14 protein-coding genes and 3 pseudogenes are annotated in these 22,059 nt (G+C 53.1%); 8 read left to right on the top strand and 9 right to left on the bottom strand.

Features of this window, described 5'->3' with window-relative positions; genetic code table 11:
- Nucleotides 1-171 precede the first annotated feature (171 nt).
- The 3 genes from argH to argC are packed head-to-tail and all read right to left on the bottom strand — an operon-like array spanning nucleotide 172 to nucleotide 3,394.
- On the bottom strand, nucleotides 172-1,545 hold the full coding sequence (gene argH, locus ACUU1M_RS02030) for an argininosuccinate lyase (RefSeq protein ID WP_001230091.1): 1,374 nt from the start codon (nucleotides 1,543-1,545) through the stop codon (nucleotides 172-174).
- Nucleotides 1,546-1,605: 60 nt separating this feature from the next.
- Entirely contained in the window at nucleotides 1,606-2,382 is a 777-nt protein-coding gene (gene argB, locus ACUU1M_RS02025) for an acetylglutamate kinase (RefSeq protein ID WP_094185491.1), read from the bottom strand.
- A 7-nt stretch (nucleotides 2,383-2,389) separates the two neighbouring features.
- Nucleotides 2,390-3,394: an N-acetyl-gamma-glutamyl-phosphate reductase gene (gene argC / locus ACUU1M_RS02020; protein ID WP_000935388.1), complete on the bottom strand. Its 1,005-nt coding sequence runs from the start codon at nucleotides 3,392-3,394 to the stop codon at nucleotides 2,390-2,392.
- Between the two features lie 153 nt (nucleotides 3,395-3,547).
- Here argC and argE point away from each other — a divergent pair, with 153 nt between their 5' ends.
- From argE to ACUU1M_RS02000, 4 genes are all read left to right on the top strand, one after another.
- Entirely contained in the window at nucleotides 3,548-4,699 is a 1,152-nt protein-coding gene (argE, locus tag ACUU1M_RS02015) for an acetylornithine deacetylase (RefSeq protein WP_005077379.1), read from the top strand.
- A gap of 351 nt (nucleotides 4,700-5,050) precedes the next feature.
- Complete coding sequence (ppc, locus tag ACUU1M_RS02010) at nucleotides 5,051-7,702, top strand: phosphoenolpyruvate carboxylase (RefSeq protein WP_001005579.1); 2,652 nt, start codon at nucleotides 5,051-5,053, stop codon at nucleotides 7,700-7,702.
- Nucleotides 7,703-7,884: 182 nt separating this feature from the next.
- Nucleotides 7,885-9,618 carry a phosphoethanolamine transferase CptA gene (locus ACUU1M_RS02005; RefSeq protein WP_000556320.1) on the top strand — a complete coding sequence of 578 codons (1,734 nt, stop codon included), beginning with the start codon at nucleotides 7,885-7,887 and terminating at the stop codon, nucleotides 9,616-9,618.
- Nucleotides 9,619-9,766: 148 nt separating this feature from the next.
- A complete protein-coding gene (locus ACUU1M_RS02000) occupies nucleotides 9,767-10,618 on the top strand; it encodes an AraC family transcriptional regulator (RefSeq protein WP_000274624.1) in 852 nt (283 codons plus the stop codon).
- Here the strand turns inward: ACUU1M_RS02000 and ACUU1M_RS01995 are convergent.
- The 5 genes from ACUU1M_RS01995 to ACUU1M_RS01975 are packed head-to-tail and all read right to left on the bottom strand — an operon-like array spanning nucleotide 10,605 to nucleotide 15,554.
- Nucleotides 10,605-10,946 carry a PTS fructose-like transporter subunit IIB gene (locus ACUU1M_RS01995; RefSeq protein ID WP_000323849.1) on the bottom strand — a complete coding sequence of 114 codons (342 nt, stop codon included), beginning with the start codon at nucleotides 10,944-10,946 and terminating at the stop codon, nucleotides 10,605-10,607. The genes ACUU1M_RS02000 and ACUU1M_RS01995 overlap by 14 nt on opposite strands.
- A gap of 1 nt (nucleotide 10,947) precedes the next feature.
- Complete coding sequence (locus ACUU1M_RS01990) at nucleotides 10,948-11,826, bottom strand: [formate-C-acetyltransferase]-activating enzyme (protein ID WP_000204101.1); 879 nt, start codon at nucleotides 11,824-11,826, stop codon at nucleotides 10,948-10,950.
- Nucleotides 11,792-14,089, bottom strand: a complete 2,298-nt coding sequence (locus ACUU1M_RS01985; RefSeq protein ID WP_000184805.1) for a formate C-acetyltransferase — start codon at nucleotides 14,087-14,089, stop codon at nucleotides 11,792-11,794. The genes ACUU1M_RS01990 and ACUU1M_RS01985 overlap by 35 nt, the downstream gene beginning before the upstream one ends.
- 50 nt (nucleotides 14,090-14,139) lie before the next feature.
- Complete coding sequence (locus ACUU1M_RS01980; RefSeq protein ID WP_000161265.1) at nucleotides 14,140-14,460, bottom strand: PTS fructose-like transporter subunit IIB; 321 nt, start codon at nucleotides 14,458-14,460, stop codon at nucleotides 14,140-14,142.
- Nucleotides 14,461-14,474: 14 nt separating this feature from the next.
- Nucleotides 14,475-15,554, bottom strand: a complete 1,080-nt coding sequence (locus ACUU1M_RS01975) for a PTS fructose transporter subunit EIIC (RefSeq protein WP_001004477.1) — start codon at nucleotides 15,552-15,554, stop codon at nucleotides 14,475-14,477.
- A gap of 308 nt (nucleotides 15,555-15,862) precedes the next feature.
- On the opposite strand from ACUU1M_RS01975, the pseudogene ptsP reads away from it, so the two are divergent.
- The 4 genes and pseudogenes from ptsP to ACUU1M_RS01955 all read left to right on the top strand — a co-directional run bounded on the left by ptsP (nucleotide 15,863) and on the right by ACUU1M_RS01955 (nucleotide 21,043).
- Nucleotides 15,863-18,364 (top strand): annotated as a pseudogene (ptsP, locus tag ACUU1M_RS01970) (phosphoenolpyruvate--protein phosphotransferase).
- An 11-nt stretch (nucleotides 18,365-18,375) separates the two neighbouring features.
- The gene (gene fsa / locus ACUU1M_RS01965) at nucleotides 18,376-19,038 is read left to right on the top strand and encodes a fructose-6-phosphate aldolase (protein WP_000424878.1); all 663 of its coding nucleotides are present in this window, start codon (nucleotides 18,376-18,378) and stop codon (nucleotides 19,036-19,038) included.
- 10 nt (nucleotides 19,039-19,048) lie between these two features.
- Nucleotides 19,049-20,151: pseudogene (gldA, locus tag ACUU1M_RS01960) on the top strand (bifunctional L-1,2-propanediol dehydrogenase/glycerol dehydrogenase).
- Nucleotides 20,152-20,425: 274 nt separating this feature from the next.
- Nucleotides 20,426-21,043, top strand: coding sequence for a DUF1287 domain-containing protein (locus ACUU1M_RS01955; protein ID WP_000647876.1), 618 nt, complete (start codon nucleotides 20,426-20,428; stop codon nucleotides 21,041-21,043).
- A gap of 26 nt (nucleotides 21,044-21,069) precedes the next feature.
- Here ACUU1M_RS01955 and yijE read toward each other — a convergent pair.
- Nucleotides 21,070-21,974, bottom strand: a pseudogene (gene yijE, locus ACUU1M_RS01950) (cystine transporter YijE).
- Between the last annotated feature and the right edge of the window lie 85 nt (nucleotides 21,975-22,059).

Below are 22,059 nucleotides of genomic sequence, written 5' to 3'. Positions count from 1 at the left end.
GGATTCTTACACAGCCACTGGATCGGTCAACTGATCCTTAACTGATCGGCATTACACCAGAATGCTGACAAATTTCTGCCTGATGCGGCGTAAACGCCTTATCCGCCTACGAAGTGTCGCACTTTGTAGGCGTGGTAAACTCCCCATTTTCAGGGGAGCAATATAAACAAATTACTCTAACCGAGCCTGCGCAAAAGCAATCGCCTGCGCCACCTGCTGCGGTGAGACGCCGCCTTTTGCCGCACGCTTTTCGAGGCACGATTGTAGCGACAGAATCGGATAGACATCTTCGCCAATCACCTGACTGAATTTCTGCAACTCACTGAGTGGCAGATCTTCCAGCGGTTTGCCCTGACGAATGGCTTCCACCACCGCTTCACCCACAATATGGTGCGCCTCGCGGAAAGGTACGCCTTTCGCCACCAGGTAATCCGCCAGTTCAGTGGCGTTCGCATACCCCTGCTGCGCCGCTTCCTGACAACGCGGACGTTTCACCTGAATGCCGTCCAGTACCAGCGCCGCCATATGCAGGCAGTCCAGCCAGGTATCGAGCGCGTCGAACAGACCTTCTTTGTCTTCCTGCATATCTTTGTTGTAAGCCAGCGGCAAACCTTTCAGCGTCATCATCATGCCGGTTAACGCACCCTGCACCCGGCCGCATTTACCGCGAATCAGCTCCAGCGCATCCGGGTTTTTCTTCTGCGGCATTAATGATGAACCGGAAGTCACGCGGTCCGAAAGCTCCACAAACCCCGCTTCGCCGGTGTTAAAGAAAATCAGATCTTCAGCAAAACGCGACAGATGCACCATGCCGATAGCGGCAGCAGAAAGCAGTTCCAACACATGGTCACGGTCAGAAACGCTGTCCAGACTGTTACGGGTCGCCGAAGCAAAGCCCAGCCAGCCTGCTAACTGTTCACGGTCGATTTCATAGGCCGTTCCCGCCAGCGCGCCACAGCCTAATGGGCTGACATCCAGACGCTTAAGCGCATCCTGCAAACGGCTTTCATCACGCGCCAGCATCTCAACATAGGCCAGGCACCAGTGCGCGAACGTCACCGGCTGGGCGCGTTGCAGGTGAGTGTAACCTGGCATTACCGCGTCCTGATTGTTTTGTGCGGTTTCCACCAGCGCCGATTGCAGCTGCCGGTTAGCCGTCAGTAACTCGCTAACGGTATCTTTGCACCACAGTTTCAGGTCAGTCGCTACCTGATCATTACGGCTACGCCCGGTATGCAGCTTTTTGCCTAACTGGCCCACTTTGTCGATCAGTTTGCCTTCCACCCAGCTATGGATATCTTCGGCGTCGCTTTCAAGGATTTGTTGTGGCCTGGCGCGAACATCTTCCAGCAACACGTTCAGCGCCTCTTCCAGTTGCGCCTGCTCTTCTGCGGTTAACACGCCGACCGTTACCAAGGCTTTGGACCAGGCCACAGAGCCAACAATATCCTGCTCCGCCAGACGGTAATCAAAGCGCAGTGAGTCGTTGAATTGTTTGAACCGTTGATCTGCTGCCTGGGTAAAACGCCCGCCCCAAAGTGCCATAACTCTGTTTCCTTATTTTGAAATTCAATGCCGGAAAGCTGCGCCTCCGGCTAACAAAACTTAAGCTAAAATCCGCGTACCCATCGGCATACCGTTAAACAGTGCCGGAAGCTGCTCCGCATAACGCCAAGAAGCGATATCTACCGGACGGCCCAGCGTGCGGGCCGCATCCAGCGCCGCGTTCACTTTCACTATCATGCCGTCAGTAATAATGCCCTGCTCAATCAGTTGTTCTGCTTTCGCGGCGGTCATTTCGGCAATGCGTTGCCCTTTGCCGTCGAGAATGCCGCTGACGTCGGAGAGCAAAATCAGATCCGCGCCCAGCGTTGCCGCCAGCGCCGTTGCCGCCTGGTCGGCATTGACGTTCATCAGTTGCCCTTCGTCTGTTACGCCAATGGAGCTGACCACCGGCAGATAACCGTTCTCCAGCAAGGAGTTGATAAGCTTAGGCGAACCTGGCTGCGCCAGTCCAACATGACCTAACTCTTCATCAAGCTGGGTCACTTTGACGCTGTCGCCGTCACCGAGAAACAAACCTACGGCCGCAATCTGATGTTTCTTCGCCCATGCCAACAGGGTTTTATTTGCCGTTCCCGCCAGTGCTCCGGTGATAATGTCTATCTGATCAGCAGGCGTCACCCGCAGGCCGTTTTTCTTTTTCACCGGCAGATTCAGCCCTTTCATCAGCTCATCCACCACGCAACCGCCGCCGTGCACAATCACCAGCGGACGCTGATGTGACTCACGATAATTCACCAATGTGCTAAACAGACGTTCCTGCGCCTCTTCACTATCCAGCAGTACGCCGCCCAGTTTGATAATTAATGGATTCATCATTGCACCCTTAAATAAGAGACTGCGTTTCCGCATAGCCGAAACGAATATTGGCGCACTGTACCGCTTGTGCCGCCGCGCCTTTCAGTAAGTTGTCTTCGGTCGCCACAATAATCAGATGCTCGCCCTGAACGGCAAACCCGATATCGCAAAATGGCAGCCCAACGACATTTTTCAGCGCCGGAACGCCTTTGTCATACAGCCGCACCAGCGGTTTATGGGCATACGCCTGCTGTAACGCTTGCGCGACTTGCGCCTGGGTCACACCCGATTTCAGGCGGCAGGTAATGGTTTCGAGAATGCCGCGCGGGAAATTGCCCAGATGTGGGGTGAAGATAACGTCAGCACCGAGGTGTGTGGCGATCTCTGGTTGATGGCGATGAGTAAAGACGCCATACGGTTGCAGGCTAACTTCACAAAAACTATTTGAAATCGCTGCCTTACGTCCTGCACCGCTCACGCCGCTGGTGGCGTTGATCACCGGCCACTGATTGAGGTCAAGAAGATCGGCATCAATCAACGGTTTCAGCGCCAGCTGTGCCGCCGTCGGATAACAGCCTGGCACCGCAATCAAATTCGCTTCTTTTAATTTATTACCGCACCACTCCGCCAGACCGTAGGCTGCCTGTTCCAGCAGTTCCGGGTATTGATGGGTAAAGCCGTAATATTTTTCATAGAAGGTGGCGTCGTTAACACGAAACGCGCCGGAAAGGTCGAACACCACGCAGCCCGCTTCAAGAAACTGCGGCGCTAAATCGTGGCTAACTTCATGGGCGGTGGCGAGAAACACTACGTCCACCCCTGGGCTAAACTCGCTGATATCCGACATCGGCTGCAACGGCAGCTCAACGATGCCTTTTAGCTGCGGATGCAAATCGGAGATTAACTTTCCCGCATCATTGCTTTGCGCTGAAACAGTCAAAGCGGTTATGTTCATATGCGGATGGCGATTTACATAGGTCACTAGCTCTGCGCCAGCGTAGCCGCTGGCACCCACAATCAGCGTATTCAACATCGGGGCTATTCACCTTCTTATGTCTGGTTGCCAGGTTAAACGTAAAACATTCACCTTACGGCTGGTGGGTTTTATTACGCTCAACGTTAGTGTATTTTTATTCATAAATACTGCATGAATATTGATACTATCATGACCAGAGGTGTGTCAACAATGAAAAACAAATTACCGCCATTTATCGAGATTTACCGCGCTCTGATTGCCACACCTTCAATAAGCGCTACGGAAGAGGCACTCGATCAAAGCAATGCAGATTTAATCACTCTGCTGGCGGACTGGTTTAAAGATTTGGGCTTCAATGTGGAAGTGCAGCCTGTTCCAGGAACTCGCAACAAATTTAATATGCTGGCCAGTTACGGACAGGGGGCTGGCGGCTTGTTGCTGGCGGGGCATACCGATACGGTGCCATTTGATGACGGTCGCTGGACGCGCGATCCGTTTACACTGACGGAGCATGACGGCAAGCTTTACGGCTTAGGCACCGCCGACATGAAAGGCTTTTTTGCGTTTATCCTTGATGCGCTACGCGATGTCGACGTCACGAAACTGAAAAAACCGCTCTACATTCTGGCGACTGCTGATGAAGAAACCAGTATGGCCGGAGCGCGTTATTTTGCCGAAACTACCGCCCTGCGCCCGGATTGCGCCATCATTGGCGAACCGACGTCACTACAACCGGTACGCGCACATAAAGGTCATATCTCTAACGCCATCCGTATTCAGGGCCAGTCGGGGCACTCCAGCGATCCAGCACGCGGAGTTAACGCTATCGAACTAATGCACGACGCCATCGGGCATATTTTGCAATTGCGCGATAACCTGAAAGAACGTTATCACTACGAAGCATTTACCGTGCCATACCCTACGCTCAACCTCGGGCATATTCACGGTGGCGACGCTTCTAACCGTATTTGCGCTTGCTGTGAGTTGCATATGGATATTCGTCCGCTGCCTGGCATGACACTCAATGAACTTAATGGTTTGCTCAACGATGCATTAGCTCCGGTGAGCGAACGCTGGCCGGGTCGTCTGACGGTCGACGAGCTGCATCCGCCGATCCCTGGCTATGAATGCCCACCGAATCATCAACTGGTTGAAGTGGTTGAGAAATTGCTCGGAGCAAAAACCGAAGTGGTGAATTACTGTACCGAAGCGCCGTTTATTCAAACGTTATGCCCGACGCTGGTGCTCGGTCCGGGTTCCATCAATCAAGCTCATCAGCCTGATGAATATCTGGAGACGCGGTTTATTAAACCCACCCGTGAGTTGATTATCCAGGTAATTCACCATTTTTGCTGGCATTAAAACGTAGGCTGGATAAGGCGCTCGCGCCGCATCCGGCACCGTTGCCAAACTCCGGTGCCGCAATAATGTCGGATGCGATGCTTGCGCATCTTATCCGACCTACACCTTTGGTGTTATGTATGGCGATTTTTTAACATTTCCATAAGTTACGCTTATTTAAAGCGTCGTGAATTTAATGGCGTAAATTCCTGCTATTTATTCGTTTGCTGAAGCGATTTCGCAGCATTTGACGTCACCGCTTTTACGTGGCTTTATAAAAGACGACGAAAAGCAAAGCCCGAGCATATTCGCGCCAATGCGACATGAAGGATACAGGGCTATCAAACGATAAGATGGGGTGTCTGGGGTAATATGAACGAACAATATTCCGCATTGCGTAGTAATGTCAGTATGCTCGGCAAAGTGCTGGGAGAAACCATCAAGGATGCGTTGGGAGAACACATTCTTGAACGCGTAGAAACTATCCGTAAGTTGTCGAAATCTTCACGCGCTGGCAATGATGCTAACCGCCAGGAGTTGCTCACCACCTTACAAAATTTGTCGAACGACGAGCTGCTGCCCGTTGCGCGTGCGTTTAGTCAGTTCCTGAACCTGGCCAACACCGCCGAGCAATACCACAGCATTTCGCCGAAAGGCGAAGCTGCCAGCAACCCGGAAGTGATCGCCCGCACCCTGCGTAAACTGAAAAACCAGCCGGAACTGAGCGAAGACACCATCAAAAAAGCAGTGGAATCGCTGTCGCTGGAACTGGTCCTCACGGCTCACCCAACCGAAATTACCCGTCGTACACTGATCCACAAAATGGTGGAAGTGAACGCCTGTTTAAAACAGCTCGATAACAAAGATATCGCTGACTACGAACACAACCAGCTGATGCGTCGCCTGCGCCAGTTGATCGCCCAGTCATGGCATACCGATGAAATCCGTAAGCTGCGTCCAAGCCCGGTAGATGAAGCCAAATGGGGCTTTGCCGTAGTAGAAAACAGCCTGTGGCAAGGCGTACCGAATTACCTGCGCGAACTGAACGAACAACTGGAAGAGAATCTCGGCTACAAACTGCCCGTCGAATTTGTTCCGGTACGTTTTACCTCGTGGATGGGCGGTGACCGCGACGGCAACCCGAACGTCACTGCCGATATCACCCGCCACGTCCTGCTGCTCAGCCGCTGGAAAGCCACCGATCTGTTCCTGAAAGATATTCAGGTTCTGGTTTCTGAACTGTCGATGGTTGAAGCGACCCCTGAACTGCTGGCGCTGGTTGGCGAAGAAGGTGCCGCAGAACCGTATCGCTATCTGATGAAAAACCTGCGTTCTCGCCTGATGGCGACACAGGCATGGCTGGAAGCGCGCCTGAAAGGCGAAGAACTGCCAAAACCAGAAGGGCTGCTGACACAAAACGAAGAACTGTGGGAACCGCTCTACGCTTGCTACCAGTCACTTCAGGCGTGTGGCATGGGTATTATCGCCAACGGCGATCTGCTCGACACCCTGCGCCGCGTGAAATGTTTCGGCGTACCGCTGGTCCGTATTGATATCCGTCAGGAGAGCACCCGCCATACCGAAGCGCTGGGCGAGCTGACCCGCTACCTCGGTATCGGCGACTACGAAAGCTGGTCAGAGGCCGACAAACAGGCGTTCCTGATCCGCGAACTGAACTCCAAACGTCCGCTTCTGCCGCGCAACTGGCAACCAAGCGCCGAAACGCGCGAAGTGCTCGATACCTGCCAGGTGATTGCCGAAGCGCCGCAAGGCTCCATTGCCGCCTACGTGATCTCGATGGCGAAAACGCCGTCCGACGTACTGGCTGTCCACCTGCTGCTGAAAGAAGCGGGTATCGGGTTTGCGATGCCGGTTGCTCCGCTGTTTGAAACCCTCGATGACCTGAACAACGCCAACGATGTCATGACCCAGCTGCTCAATATCGACTGGTATCGCGGCCTGATTCAGGGCAAACAGATGGTGATGATTGGCTATTCCGACTCAGCAAAAGATGCGGGCGTGATGGCAGCTTCCTGGGCGCAATATCAGGCACAGGATGCATTAATCAAAACCTGCGAAAAAGCGGGTATTGAGCTGACGTTGTTCCACGGTCGCGGCGGTTCCATTGGTCGCGGCGGCGCACCTGCCCATGCGGCGCTGCTGTCACAACCGCCAGGAAGCCTGAAAGGTGGCCTGCGCGTGACTGAACAGGGCGAGATGATCCGCTTTAAATATGGTCTGCCAGAAATCACCGTCAGCAGCCTGTCGCTTTACACCGGGGCGATTCTGGAAGCCAACCTGCTGCCACCACCTGAGCCGAAAGAGAGCTGGCGTCGCATTATGGATGAACTGTCAGTCATCTCCTGCGATCTCTACCGTGGCTACGTACGTGAAAACAAAGATTTTGTGCCTTACTTCCGCTCCGCTACGCCGGAACAAGAATTGGGCAAACTGCCGTTGGGTTCACGTCCGGCGAAACGTCGCCCAACCGGCGGCGTCGAGTCGCTGCGCGCCATACCGTGGATTTTTGCCTGGACGCAAAACCGCCTGATGCTCCCCGCCTGGCTGGGTGCAGGTACGGCGCTGCAAAAAGTGGTCGAAGATGGCAAACAGAGCGAGCTGGAAGCCATGTGCCGCGATTGGCCATTCTTCTCGACGCGTCTCGGCATGCTGGAGATGGTCTTCGCCAAAGCAGACCTGTGGTTGGCGGAATACTATGATCAACGTCTGGTAGACAAAGCACTGTGGCCGTTAGGTAAAGAGTTACGCAACCTGCAAGAAGAAGACATCAAAGTGGTGCTGGCGATTGCCAACGATTCCCATCTGATGGCCGATCTGCCGTGGATTGCAGAGTCTATTCAGCTACGGAATATTTACACCGACCCGCTGAACGTATTGCAGGCCGAGTTGCTGCACCGCTCCCGCCAGGCAGAAAAAGAAGGCCAGGAACCGGATCCTCGCGTTGAACAAGCGTTAATGGTCACTATTGCCGGGATTGCGGCAGGTATGCGTAATACCGGCTAATCTTCCTCTTCTGCAAACCCTCGTGCTTTTGCGCGAGGGTTTTCTGAAATACTTCTGTTCTAACACCCTCGTTTTCAATATATTTCTGTCTGCATTTTATTCAAATTCTGAATATACCTTCAGATATCCTTAAGGAATTGTCGTTACATTCGGCGATATTTTTTTCAAGACAGGTTCTTACTATGCATTCCACAGAAGTCCAGGCTAAACCCCTTTTTAGCTGGAAAGCCCTGGGTTGGGCACTGCTCTACTTTTGGTTTTTCTCTACTCTGCTACAGGCCATTATTTACATCAGTGGTTATAGTGGCACCAACGGCATTCGCGACTCGCTGTTATTCAGCTCGCTGTGGTTGATCCCGGTATTCCTCTTTCCGAAGCGGATTAAAATTATTGCCGCAGTGATCGGCGTGGTGCTATGGACGGCCTCTCTGGCGGCGCTGTGCTACTACGTCATCTACGGGCAGGAGTTCTCGCAGAGCGTTCTGTTTGTGATGTTCGAAACCAACACCAACGAAGCCAGCGAGTATTTAAGCCAGTATTTCAGCCTGAAAATTGTGCTTATCGCGCTGGCCTATACGGCGGTGGCAGTTCTGCTGTGGACACGCCTGCGCCCGGTCTATATTCCAAAGCCGTTGCGTTATGTTGTCTCTTTTGCCCTGCTTTATGGCTTGATTCTGCATCCGATCGCCATGAATACGTTTATCAAAAACAAGCCGTTTGAGAAAACGTTGGATAACCTAGCCTCGCGTATGGAGCCTGCCGCACCGTGGCAATTCCTGACCGGCTATTATCAGTATCGTCAGCAACTAAACTCGCTAACAAAGTTACTGAATGAAAATAATGCCTTGCCACCACTGGCTAATTTCAAAGATGAATCGGGTAACGAACCGCGCACTTTAGTGCTGGTGATTGGCGAGTCGACCCAGCGCGGACGCATGAGTCTGTACGGTTATCCGCGTGAAACCACGCCGGAGCTGGATGCGCTGCATAAAACCGATCCGAATCTGACCGTGTTTAATAACGTAGTTACGTCTCGTCCGTACACCATTGAAATCCTGCAACAGGCGCTGACCTTTGCCAATGAAAAGAACCCGGATCTGTATCTGACGCAGCCGTCGCTGATGAACATGATGAAACAGGCGGGTTATAAAACCTTCTGGATCACCAACCAGCAGACGATGACCGCCCGCAATACCATGCTGACGGTATTTTCGCGCCAGACCGACAAGCAGTACTACATGAACCAGCAACGTACGCAGAGTGCGCGTGAATACGACACCAACGTGCTGAAGCCGTTCCAGGATGTGCTGAATGACCCTGCGCCGAAGAAACTGATCATCGTTCATCTGCTGGGTACGCATATCAAATACAAATACCGCTACCCGGAAAATCAGGGCAAGTTTGATGGCAATACCAATCATGTTCCGCCAGGATTAAGCGCAGAAGAGCTGGAATCATATAACGATTATGACAACGCTAACCTGTATAACGATCATGTGGTTGCCAGCCTGATTAAAGACTTTAAAGCGGCAGACCCGAACGGATTCCTGGTTTACTTCTCTGACCACGGTGAAGAGGTTTACGACACGCCGCCGCACAAAACTCAGGGGCGTAACGAAGACAACCCGACGCGCCACATGTACACCATTCCGTTCCTGCTGTGGACGTCGGAAAAATGGCAAGCGACTCATCCCCGTGATTTCTCACAGGATGTCGATCGTAAATACAGCCTGGCGGAACTGATCCACACCTGGTCAGATTTGGCGGGCTTATCTTACGACGGTTACGATCCAACCCGTTCAGTGGTGAATCCGCAGTTCAAAGAAACTACCCGCTGGATTGGTAACCCGTACAAGAAAAACGCGCTGATTGATTACGACACTCTGCCGTATGGCGATCAGGTGGGTAATCAGTAGATGACCTTTGTATCGCGTCTGGCGCTATTTGCCGGATGCGATACTGCCGCAATGTTTATATCGAACTCCCCTCAGGCCACACTTTTCAGGTGGCCTTTTTTAATAATGCCAGTTACTGTTTTCCCGTCTACATACCTAAGGGAATAACATGTATCACGACGTCAGCTATCTGCTCTCCCGCCTGATCAACGGCCCGCTGTCCCTGCGCCAGATTTACTTTGCCAGCAGTAACGGCCCGGTGCCCGATCTTGCGTATCAGGTCGATTTTCCACGGCTGGAAATTGTGCTGGAAGGTGAGTTTGTTGATACCGGCGCTGGAGCAACGTTAGTTCCCGGCGATGTGCTGTACGTTGCCGCTGGTGGCTGGAATTTCCCACAATGGAAAACACCCGCTACCACCTTTAGCGTGCTGTTTGGCAAACAGCAACTCGGATTCAGCGTCGTGCAATGGGATGGCAAACAATATCAAAATCTGGCGAAGCAACACGTCGCCCGACGCGGCCCACGCATAGGTTCTTTTCTGCTACAAACGCTCAATGAAATGCAAATGCAGCCGCAGGAGCAGCAAACGGCAAGGCTTATCGTAGCCAGCCTGCTTAGCCACTGCCGCGATTTGCTCGGCAGCCAAATCCAGACCGCCTCACGCAGCCAGGCACTATTTGAAGCTATTCGCGATTATATCGACGAACGCTATGCCTCCGCGCTTACCCGCGAATCTGTCGCACAGGCATTCTATATTTCACCAAACTATCTCTCGCACCTGTTTCAAAAAACGGGGGCCATTGGTTTTAACGAATACCTGAATCACACGCGACTGGAGCACGCTAAGACGTTATTGAAAGGCTATGACCTGAAGGTAAAAGAAGTGGCGCACGCCTGCGGCTTTGTCGACAGCAACTACTTCTGCCGTCTGTTTCGTAAAAACACCGAACGCTCGCCGTCGGAATATCGCCGGCAGTACCACAGCCAACTGACAGAAAAACCGACTACTCCAGAATAAGATGGGTTTGCTGCGGCGCAGAAAGCACTTTGCGCACCGCGCTCATTACCCGCTGCGGCTCACGCAGGAATGCGTAGATGCTGCATTGCACATAGCGGCAATGTTCAAATCGCTCGGCACCGGCAAGCTCGATATCCGTAATCAACAGAGCAACATCCGCCCTACGGATATCCTCGTCCGCTAAACGATTCTCCGTTCCCAGCGCGCCCTGAGTTTCAATGCTGACGCCCCACTTCTCTAACTGGCACAACTTTTCCAGCCGTTCCGCCGCCATATAAGTATGCGCCACGCCGCTTACGCAGGCGGTTACTGCCACCAGGTATGCCATTTTAACCTCCCACGGTAACCTGAAATCCGGCCCGTTCTGCCATTTCGCGCATCGTTGTCACATCGGCTGACGACGGCGCAGGCACCTCTTTCATCGACCATGTTTTCCCCAGCAGGCGGTATTTCGGTTCGCCGTACTGATGAAACGGTAACAGATGGATCTGCCTGATTTTCAGCGGGATCAGTACATCCAGCGCCTGCTGCATATTCTCCCGGCTGAGCGTGAAACCAGGGATCAACGGTAAACGCGGGATCACGTTGACACCCTCACTCACCAGCAAACGCAGATTCTCCAGCACGCGTGGCAGGTTCATCTTCACCACATCCCGCGCCTGAGTCGCGTCCATAATTTTTAAATCGAACAGCACTTCATCGCACAATTTCGCCAGCGGTAACAGCTTGCTTGCTGGCGCGTCTCCGGCAGTTTCAATGGCGCATGAGACACCCCACAGCCGCAGTCGCTGTAAAAAACGGGTAGCAAACTCCGCCTGCATTAACACTTCGCCGCCAGAAAGCGTGACGCCGCCGCCGGACGTGCGAAAGAAAATGTCATCTTTCATCACTTCCCGTTCCAGAGCGTCAAGGCTGATATCGCGACCAATCCGTTCAAACGCCCCGGAGGGGCATTCATCCGCATCACGCAAACATTTCGCACAGTGCAGACATTTCGCCTCTCTGCGTACCGTCTGGATTTTGCCGGAGATCGACTCCGGATTAGCACACCACGGGCAAAGATGCGGACAGCCTTTAAAAAAGACCACCGTACGAATGCCCTCGCCGTCATTCAGTGAATAACGCTGAATGTTGAAAATGCGCGCCACATCATCGCGGCGCGTTTCCACAACGTTACAGCTGATGCGCTGTCCGGCGGATGATGTCATCCTGGATCTCCTTCGACAGTTCGACAAAGAAGGCGCTGTATCCGGCAACGCGCACCACCAGCCCGGCATAATCTTGTGGGCGCTGTTGCGCTTCCCGCAACGTGTCGGCGTTCACCACGTTAAACTGAATATGCTGCAACTTAAGCTGGGTAAACACCCGTAAGAAGTCGGCCAGTTTGCGTAATCCCGCTTCACCTTCCAGGGTCGCCGGAGTGAATTTCAGGTTCAGCAACGTACCGTTAGACAGCAGCGTATTATCGAGCTTACTGACTGACTTCAGTACCGCCGTTGGCCCTTGTGCGTCCTGACCCAGCATAGGTGACAAGCCGCCGTCTGCCAGTTGTTCCCCGGCAAAACGACCGTCTGGCGTCGCGCCAACCACCGATCCCAACGGAACGTGAGCAGAAACGGTATACGATCCCGGCGTGAAGTAACCGCCGCGCGGGTTCTGGTATTTTTCCACTTCTTTGCAGTAGTGGCGCAACAGTTCGGCGCTAATGTTATCCACCTCGTCGATATCGTTACCGTATTTCTCAAAGCGGTTAATTAAGCGAGCGCGGACTTTTTCGCCTTCTGGCGTTGCAAAGTTGGCTTTTAATACCGACAGCAATTCGTCAAAACTTAAACGCTGTTGCTCAAAAACCATCCCTTTCAACGCATGGAGAGAATCGCTCAGGTTGGCGATACCAATTCCCTGTACGCCGGAGAAGTTATAACGCGCGCCGCCATCGGTAATATCGCGACCTTTTTCCAGACAATCGCTGATAAAAGACGAGAGCAGCGGTACAGGTGCCCAGTCGCGATGGCCGATATCACAAATATTGCTGCCCTCAACCATCAGGGTGATGTAGTGGCTGATCTTGGCGCGGATCTGCTCCAGTAAACCTTCATAAGTCAGCGCAGCATTGCCTTCATTTTCATGCAGGCAGATTTCCATCACTTTCAGCAGATTAAACATCGCGATGTCATGCAAGCCGTAGGTTCTGCCGGGAATAGATAATTCCACACAGCCCACTACGGAATAGTCGCGCGCATCTTCCAGCGAAACGCCACGGTTGAGGAACGCTGGCACCACCACTTCATCGTTAAAGATTTGCGGAATACCGGTGCCGAGGCGAATGGTTTCGGCGGTTTTCATCAGGAACGGCGTGTCGATCAAGGCGTTAGTGCGCACGCCGAGGTTCGGTTGCGGTAATTGCACGCTTTGATAGGCGTCAAGGCAAAGGAACGAAAGCACGTTCACCGCGCTACGTCCGTTCTCGGTTAACCCGCCGAGCAGTGCGGTATAGCCGGTCGGGAAACCGGCGAAATAACGCGCGCTACTGGTGGAGCGCAACAGCACGATGTCGTTGCATTTCACCCATAAAGATTCGAGCAGTTCTTTCAGGAACGCCGGATCTTCGCCCTGGGTTAAAGATGCCTGATAGAACGGCAACATATACTGGTCGAAGCGCCCTAAAGACAGCGAACTGGCGTTGGATTCGTATTGCAGAATGATGTTCATGTACCAGAATAACTGGCACGCCTGCCAGAACGTCTGCGGCTTATGTTGCGCGTTATGGCGGGAGATCTCCGCAATAGTCAGCAGCTCTTCGCGACGCTGGGCATCTGTGCAGTTTGCCGCCATCGTTTCCGCCAGTTCGGCGTAACGCAAAATGTGTTTCTGCGAGGCTTCCAGCAGTAACAACGCGGCCTGATAAAAGTGATTCTCCGGCTGTTGCTGACAATGTTGCTGCATCTGTGCCACCAGCTCACCCAGACCGTGATTCAACAGGCGTGGGTAATCAATAATAATGTGCCCCTGGCCTTTATCCGTCTGGTTGATGCTGAAAATCTGCGTGTTGGTCGCGGCTTTTACTTCATCTGTCATCTGCCCGTTGATGAAATCTTTCATCGAACGTTTTTCCCAGTACGGGAACAACTCTTCACGGTAGATACGTTTATCTTCTTCGCTGATAGCAAAGCGGTCCTGCGGACGCGTCGGGAATTGATCCAGCTCTTTCAGCAGCCAGTAAGGGTCCATTTCCGGCGACATAATCCCGGCGCGCGGTTTTACGGTGCGGTTACCGGCAATCAGTTCTTCATCACGAATCGAAATTTCAACATGTTCAAGGATATACGCTGTTGCTTTCGCCCGGCGCAATATCACCGGTTCGCCTTCGGTTTGCCGATGGCTGGCGGTATAAAGCAGCGCCCGCTCCAGCGAGATTTCACGGGTATTGGCAAACAGTGCAGTTTTGAGGCGAGAGATACGATTCGTCATGAGGAACTCCTGTGGGAAAGCGAACCCGCCCTTGCGAGCGGGAGAAGAACTTAAGCGGTTTGCGCCAGGTGAGCTTCAATTTTGCTCATAATGGCGTCAGCACGTTTTACTGCATCGCTGATGTTGACGCGCACGATGGTCTTGCCAGCAAAACGCTCTTCAAACTTGATGCCGATATCTTTGGTCAGAATCACCATATCAGCGCTCGCCACGTCTTCCGCAGTCAGTTCATTTTCCAGACCAATTGACCCCTGGGTTTCTACTTTCACTTCCCAGCCTTTCGCTTTCGCGGCACTTTCCAGCGCCTCTGCTGCCATATAGGTATGGGCAACACCTGAAGGACATGCGGTTACTGCAATAATTTTCGTCATGGCTCGTTCCTCAATTAATTAATTTCAAAATCCAAATCCAGGTCGTCTTCTTTTTCATCAGTCGAAGACCCATTTTTACGCGCCAGACTTTTCAGCACGTTCACACAAACAGCCGTCACCACTGCTCCGACAGCCACTGCTGCGATATAACCCAACTTACCTTCAACCACCGGCAGCACAATCAGACCACCCCAGCCTGCATAGCACTGCGCACCGACCAGCGCCGCAGTTACTGCACCACAAACTGAACCGACCATAATGGAAGGAATGACACGCAGCGGATCGGCAGCGGCGAAAGGAATCGCCCCTTCAGTAACGCCAACACAGCCCATCACCAGTGCCGCTTTGCCGGTTTCGCGCTCTTCTGCGGAGAAATTTTTACGACCAATCAGCGTCGCCAGCCCCATCCCCAGCGGCGGGATACAAATACCCACGGCAGCAATGGCCACCACGGTATAAACACCCTGAGCAACGCAAATCAGCATGAAGGCATAGGCCACTTTGTTAACCGGACCGCCCATATCGAACGCCAGCATCAGCCCCATGATCACCGCCAGCATAACAATGCTGCCCTGCTGCATCCCCTGAAGCCACTGAGTCAGGCTGTTGGTCAACGCCCCTACAGGCTCGCCCAAGCCCCACATCATGATGCCTGCGGTAATCAGTGTGCCGATGATAGGAATAATGAAGATGGGCATCACCGAGCGCAGAACTTTATGCACCGGAATTTTCTTCAGGTAATGCACCACGATGCCGCCGATAATCCCGGCGATCAGCACACCAAAGAAGCCCGCACCAAAGCTGTTACCAACCCAGGCACCGATAGCGCACGGAGCCAGCGCAGAACGCTCTGCAATGGAGTAACCAATGTAAGCTGCGAGGAAAGGCACCATCAGCGTCAAACCTGCAACGCCGATATCAAACAGTTTTTTCAAATTCGGATCGGCTACGGCATCCGGCACTGCGCCTTTGCCATACAACATGACGGAAACCGCCAGCAAAATACCGCCCGATACCACGAAGGGAATCATGTGTGAAACGCCCGTCATTAAATGCTGACGGGTATTTTTCAGGATCTGCACCAACTCATTCATAAGCTGCTCCCGGGCTTGCAAAAGCCCATGTCCATATTTTTGATGGAGGAAACAATAGGCAATCGCAGGCGGAGCAAACAGTGGATAAAAAGGCCATTTACTGGACTTTTGTAATATCAGTACAAAAATGCGATCCGCCTCATAACTTGCGATAATCCGGAAGCATGCCGCAAAACGGCGTCTTGTGAGACGCGTCGCAAATTGACGGTTACATTACATTTGTCCAGCTTTTGGCAGATTTGTCACATGGCAGGCCGTTACCGTGCGCTCTTATCCTGTAAACAGAAAACCGTACCGGGAGAAAGGCAATGGCCCTGATTGTGGAATTTATTTGTGAGCTACCTAACGGCGTACATGCGCGTCCGGCAAGCCACGTTGAAACGCTGTGTAATACTTTTTCATCTCAAATTGAGTGGCATAACCTGCGTACTGACCGTAAAGGCAACGCCAAAAGCGCTCTGGCGCTGATTGGCACCGATACGCTGGTGGGTGATAACTGCCAGCTACTGATTTCCGGGGCCGACGAACAGGAAGGGCACCAGCGTTTAAGCCAATGGCTGCGCGATGAATTCCCCCACTGCGATGCGCCGCTGGCGGAAGTTAAATCTGACGAACTGGAACCACTGCCGGTTTCACTGACCAATCTGAATCCGCAAATTATCCGCGCCCGCACCGTGTGCAGCGGTAGTGCAGGCGGCATTCTGACGCCGATCTCTTCTTTAGATCTCAATGCGCTGAGTAATCTTCCCGCAGCCAAAGACGTTGACGCCGAGCAATCCGCACTGGAAAACGGCCTGACGCTGGTACTGAAAAACATTGAGTTTCGTCTGCTGGATAGCGACGGTGCTACCAGCGCGATTCTGGAAGCGCACCGATCCCTGGCTGGCGATACTTCCCTGCACGAACATTTACTGGCAGGCGTCAGCGCCGGATTAAGCTGCGCCGAAGCGATTGTCGCCAGTGCGAATCACTTTTGCGAAGAGTTCGCCCGTTCCAGCAGCAGATACCTGCAAGAACGTGCCCTGGACGTACGCGACGTCTGCTTCCAGTTACTCCAGCAAATCTACGGTGAGCAACGCTTCCCGACACCGGGCAAACTGACGCAGTCCGCCATTTGTATGGCTGATGAACTGACCCCCAGCCAGTTCCTCGAACTGGATAAAAATCACCTCAAAGGATTGTTACTGAAAAGCGGCGGCACCACCTCACATACGGTGATCCTTGCCCGTTCGTTCAACATTCCGACGCTGGTTGGTGTGGATATTGATGCCCTCACTCCGTGGCAGCATCAAACGATTTATATCGACGGCAACGCCGGGGCGATTGTGGTTGAGCCAGGAGAAGCCGTAGCTCGTTATTATCAGCAAGAAGCCCGCGTACAGGACGCCCTGCGTGAGCAACAGCGTGTCTGGCTGACCCAACAAGCCCGTACCGCTGACGGTATCCGCATTGAAATTGCCGCTAACATCGCTCACTCCGTGGAAGCGCAGGCCGCATTCGGCAATGGTGCGGAAGGCGTTGGTTTGTTCCGCACTGAAATGCTCTATATGGATCGCACCAGTGCACCGGGCGAAAGCGAGCTGTACAACATTTTTTGTCAGGCGCTGGAGTCTGCCAACGGACGCAGCATTATTGTGCGCACTATGGACATTGGCGGCGACAAACCCGTTGATTATCTAAACATTCCCGCAGAGGCAAACCCGTTCCTCGGTTATCGCGCCGTGCGTATTTATGAAGAATACGCGTCGTTATTTACCACACAACTACGCTCGATCCTGCGCGCCTCCGCTCACGGCAGCCTGAAAATCATGATCCCGATGATCTCCTCAATGGAAGAGATCTTATGGGTGAAAGAAAAACTGGCAGAAGCCAAACAGCAACTACGTAACAAACACATTCCGTTTGATGAGAAGATCCAGCTCGGCATTATGCTGGAAGTGCCGTCGGTGATGTTCATCATCGATCAATGCTGCGAAGAGATTGATTTCTTTAGTATTGGTAGTAATGACCTGACGCAATATCTGCTGGCAGTGGATCGCGATAACGCTAAGGTTACTCGTCACTACAACAGCCTGAATCCGGCATTCTTGCGGGCGCTCGATTACGCCGTGCAGGCGGTGCATCGCCAGGGTAAATGGATTGGTCTGTGCGGTGAGCTGGGAGCGAAAGGTTCCGTGCTGCCGTTGCTGGTCGGCTTAGGGCTGGATGAACTCAGCATGAGCGCACCATCAATTCCGGCGGCGAAAGCGCGGATGGCGCAACTTGATAGCCGTGAGTGCCGCAAGTTGCTCAACTAGGCAATGGCCTGCCGTACTTCGCTGGAAGTGGAACACCTGCTGGCGCAATTCCGCATGACCCAACAGGACGCACCGCTGGTCACCGCCGAGTGCATCACGCTGGAAAGTGACTGGCGCAGCAAAGAAGAAGTGCTCAAAGGCATGACCGATAACCTGCTGCTGGCGGGCCGCTGCCGCTATCCGCGTAAACTGGAAGCCGACTTATGGGCGCGCGAGGCCGTTTTCTCTACCGGTCTGGGCTTTAGTTTTGCCATTCCACACAGCAAATCAGAACACATTGAGCAATCCACCATCAGCGTGGCGCGTCTGCAAGCGCCGGTGCGCTGGGGCGATGATGAAGCGCAATTCATCATTATGTTAACCCTGAACAAACACGCTGCGGGCGATCAGCACATGCGCATTTTCTCGCGCCTCGCTCGCCGCATCATGCACGAAGAATTCCGTAACGCGCTGGTTAACGCCGCCTCTGCCGACGCTATCGCCAGCCTGCTGCAACATGAACTGGAACTGTAAAAGGAAACATCATGGAACTGTATCTGGACACCGCTAACGTCGCAGAAGTCGAACGTCTGGCACGCACATTCCCGATTGCCGGGGTGACAACTAACCCGAGCATTATCGCTGCCAGCAAGGAGTCCATCTGGGAAGTGCTGCCGCGTCTGCAAAAAGCGATTGGTGATGAGGGCATTCTGTTTGCTCAGACCATGAGCCGCGACGCGCAGGGGATGGTGGAAGAAGCGAAGCGCCTGCGCGACGCTATTCCGGGTATTGTGGTGAAAATCCCGGTGACTTCCGAAGGTCTGGCAGCAATTAAAATACTGAAAAAAGAGGGTATTACTACACTTGGCACCGCTGTATATAGCGCCGCAGAAGGGTTATTAGCCGCACTGGCAGGGGCAAAATACGTTGCTCCGTATGTTAACCGCGTAGATGCCCAGGGCGGGGACGGCATTCGTACGGTTCAGGAGCTGCAAACGCTGTTAGAAATGCACGCGCCAGAAAGCATGGTGCTGGCAGCCAGCTTTAAAACGCCGCGTCAGGCGCTGGACTGTTTACTGGCAGGATGTGAATCCATCACCCTGCCCTTAGATGTAGCGCAACAAATGCTCAACACCCCTGCGGTAGAGTCAGCTATAGAGAAGTTCGAACACGACTGGAATGCCGCATTTGGCACTACTCATCTCTAAAGGAGCAATTATGGACCGCATTATTCAATCACCGGGTAAATACATCCAGGGCGCTGATGTGATTAATCGTCTGGGCGAATACCTGAAGCCGCTGGCAGAACGCTGGTTAGTGGTGGGTGACAAATTTGTTTTAGGTTTTGCTCAATCCACTGTCGAGAAAAGCTTTAAAGATGCTGGACTGGTAGTAGAAATTACGCCGTTTGGCGGTGAATGTTCGCAAAATGAGATCGACCGTCTGCGTGGCATCGCGGAGACTGCGCAGTGTGGCGCAATTCTCGGTATCGGTGGCGGAAAAACCCTCGATACTGCCAAAGCACTGGCACATTTCATGGGTGTTCCGGTAGCGATCGCACCGACTATCGCCTCTACCGATGCACCGTGCAGCGCATTGTCTGTTATCTACACCGATGAGGGTGAGTTTGACCGCTATCTGCTGTTGCCAAATAACCCGAATATGGTCATTGTCGACACCAAAATCGTCGCGGGCGCACCTGCACGTCTGTTAGCAGCGGGTATCGGCGATGCGCTGGCAACCTGGTTTGAAGCGCGTGCTTGCTCTCGTAGCGGCGCGACCACCATGGCGGGCGGCAAGTGCACCCAGGCGGCGCTGGCACTGGCTGAACTGTGCTACAACACCCTGCTGGAAGAAGGCGAAAAAGCGATGCTTGCCGCCGAACAGCATGTAGTAACCCCGGCGCTGGAGCGCGTGATTGAAGCGAACACCTATTTGAGCGGCGTTGGTTTTGAAAGCGGCGGCTGGCGGCGGCTCACGCGGTGCATAACGGCCTGACCTCTATCCCGGACGCGCATCACTATTATCACGGTGAAAAAGTGGCATTTGGTACGCTGACGCAGCTGGTACTGGAAAACGCGCCGGTGGAGGAAATCGAAACCGTAGCTGCACTTAGCCATGCGGTAGGTTTGCCAATAACTCTCGCTCAACTGGATATTAAAGAAGATGTCCCGGCGAAAATGCGCATTGTTGCAAAAGCATCTTGTGCAGAAGGTGAAACCATCCACAACATGCCTGGCGGCGCGACGCCAGATCAGGTTTACGCCGCACTGCTGGTAGCTGACCAGTACGGTCAGCGTTTCCTGCAAGAGTGGGAATAACCTACTCCAAACTCCCGGCTTGTCCGGGAGTTTGAACGCAAAATTGCCTGATGCGCTACGCTTATCAGGCCTACGCAATCTCTGCAATATATTGAATTTGCGTGCTTTTGTAGGCCGGATAAGGCGTTCACTCCGCATCCGGCACTCTGTGCCAGTAATCTGAAACTCCCACGTTGTTCAGGAGTTTTTTATCCGCTTCTGGACATTTTCTCCACAGAACAATCGTTAGCCCGGAAGGTCGAATCTGTGACTCTTATTTTCACGGACGAACCAGATGAAAGCTTCACTGGCGCTGCTCAGCCTGCTAACGGCATTTACCAGCCACTCCTTAAAATCTCCCGCCGTTCCACCAACCGTGGTACAAATCCAGGCCAATACCAACCTTGCCATCGCAGACGGTGCCAGACAGCAAATTGGCAGCACGCTATTTTACGATCCGGCGTATATGCAGCTTACCTATCCTGGCGGTGATGTTCCGCAAGAACGCGGTGTATGTTCCGATGTGGTGATCCGCGCATTGCGCAGCCAGAAGGTCGATTTGCAGAAACTGGTTCACGAAGATATGGCGAAGAATTTTGCTGAGTACCCGCAAAAATGGAAGTTAAAGCGCCCGGACAGCAACATCGATCACCGTCGGGTGCCTAATCTGGAAACCTGGTTTAGCCGCCACAACAAAACACGCCCCATCAGTAAAAATGCCGGTGACTATCAAGCGGGCGATATTGTCTCCTGGCGATTAGATAACGGGCTGGCGCATATTGGGGTGGCGTCAGATGGCTTCGCCCGCGACGGTACGCCGCTGGTGATACATAACATTGGCGCAGGCGCGCAGGAAGAAGATGTGCTGTTTAGCTGGCGGATGGTGGGGCATTATCGTTATTTTGTTAAATAAGAGATCGCCCCACATGAAGAAAAAATTCAGATGCTTTTTACACTGACAGCTTCTTTTTTCTTACGGCTCACCAGCGCCAGTGCCAGCACAATCAGCACAATACCGCTACCTTCAACGCCCCCGGATTCTCACCGAGCAGCCACCAGGAAAAGAGTACGCCACAAACGGGAACGGCCAGTGTGCTTAAGCTGGCAATACTGGCAGGCAAGTTTTTCAGCACAAACAGCCATAAGCTCCACGCTAGCGCCGTCGCCAGAATCGCACTGTAGGCCAGCGCCCAGAACACGGTGGGCTGCCAGTCAATTTCACGTTGCGGCACCAGTAAAGCGACCACACTCATCACCAGCGCCGCATACAGCATCTGCCAGGATGTTAACGATAATAAATCCACGCGCGGATGACGGGCGTATAGGCGTTTAGCAACAATCGCGCTCGCCCCCCAACTAACACCGGAGAGGATTGCCAGCATGGCACTTTTCATCGAAGAGAAATCGAGTTGCCACGGCTGCAACACCAAAAATAAGCCGAAAGCGGCAATCAGAATCGCGAAATATTGCCCACGTCGCAGGCGTTCACCGAGAAACAACGCGGCGAAAATCACCACCCAGAACGGCATGGTATAGCTCAGGATCGCCACCTTCCCCGCACCTCCGCTGACCAACGCCCACTGCGCCAGACCAACCATCCCGCAGGTTTGTAACAGGGCAATGGCTAAGGTGTATTTAAACGGCGTCGGGCGCATTCCGCGACCACGTAATAAAAGGACGATGAATAAAACGAGAGCGCCGAAAATGCAGCGTAAGGCGGTAAAGTCGAAGGCACCGATGTAACTGGTGACTTGCTTCATGAAAATCCAGCTATAACTCCAGATAAGTGTGAGCACAACCAGGCCACTGATTGCCAGTGGGTTGCTCTTTCCTGCGGCAGACATGAGAGATCCAGTGTGTAGTTTTCCTGTGGACACTATACGCCGGTAAAGAAACTTCAGCGACTGCCTGAAAGACAGTCGCTGAAGA

The sequence above is a fragment of the Shigella sp. SIG6 genome (genome assembly GCF_053555815.1).
The sequence above is the reverse complement of the archived record's forward strand: the minus strand, read 5'-3'. Positions and strand labels throughout refer to the sequence as shown.

Excerpts from the sequence above, each read along its gene's own strand:
- argH (WP_001230091.1), bottom strand. The coding sequence starts at position 1,545 with ATGGCACTTTGGGGCGGGCGTTTTACCCAGGCAGCAGATCAACGGTTC.
- argB (WP_094185491.1), bottom strand. The coding sequence starts at position 2,382 with ATGATGAATCCATTAATTATCAAACTGGGCGGCGTACTGCTGGATAGT.
- argC (WP_000935388.1), bottom strand. The coding sequence starts at position 3,394 with ATGTTGAATACGCTGATTGTGGGTGCCAGCGGCTACGCTGGCGCAGAG.
- argE (WP_005077379.1), top strand. The coding sequence starts at position 3,548 with ATGAAAAACAAATTACCGCCATTTATCGAGATTTACCGCGCTCTGATT.
- ppc (WP_001005579.1), top strand. The coding sequence starts at position 5,051 with ATGAACGAACAATATTCCGCATTGCGTAGTAATGTCAGTATGCTCGGC.
- ACUU1M_RS02005 (WP_000556320.1), top strand. The coding sequence starts at position 7,885 with ATGCATTCCACAGAAGTCCAGGCTAAACCCCTTTTTAGCTGGAAAGCC.
- ACUU1M_RS02000 (WP_000274624.1), top strand. The coding sequence starts at position 9,767 with ATGTATCACGACGTCAGCTATCTGCTCTCCCGCCTGATCAACGGCCCG.
- ACUU1M_RS01995 (WP_000323849.1), bottom strand. The coding sequence starts at position 10,946 with ATGGCATACCTGGTGGCAGTAACCGCCTGCGTAAGCGGCGTGGCGCAT.
- ACUU1M_RS01990 (WP_000204101.1), bottom strand. The coding sequence starts at position 11,826 with ATGACATCATCCGCCGGACAGCGCATCAGCTGTAACGTTGTGGAAACG.
- ACUU1M_RS01985 (WP_000184805.1), bottom strand. The coding sequence starts at position 14,089 with ATGACGAATCGTATCTCTCGCCTCAAAACTGCACTGTTTGCCAATACC.
- ACUU1M_RS01980 (WP_000161265.1), bottom strand. The coding sequence starts at position 14,460 with ATGACGAAAATTATTGCAGTAACCGCATGTCCTTCAGGTGTTGCCCAT.
- ACUU1M_RS01975 (WP_001004477.1), bottom strand. The coding sequence starts at position 15,554 with ATGAATGAGTTGGTGCAGATCCTGAAAAATACCCGTCAGCATTTAATG.
- fsa (WP_000424878.1), top strand. The coding sequence starts at position 18,376 with ATGGAACTGTATCTGGACACCGCTAACGTCGCAGAAGTCGAACGTCTG.
- ACUU1M_RS01955 (WP_000647876.1), top strand. The coding sequence starts at position 20,426 with ATGAAAGCTTCACTGGCGCTGCTCAGCCTGCTAACGGCATTTACCAGC.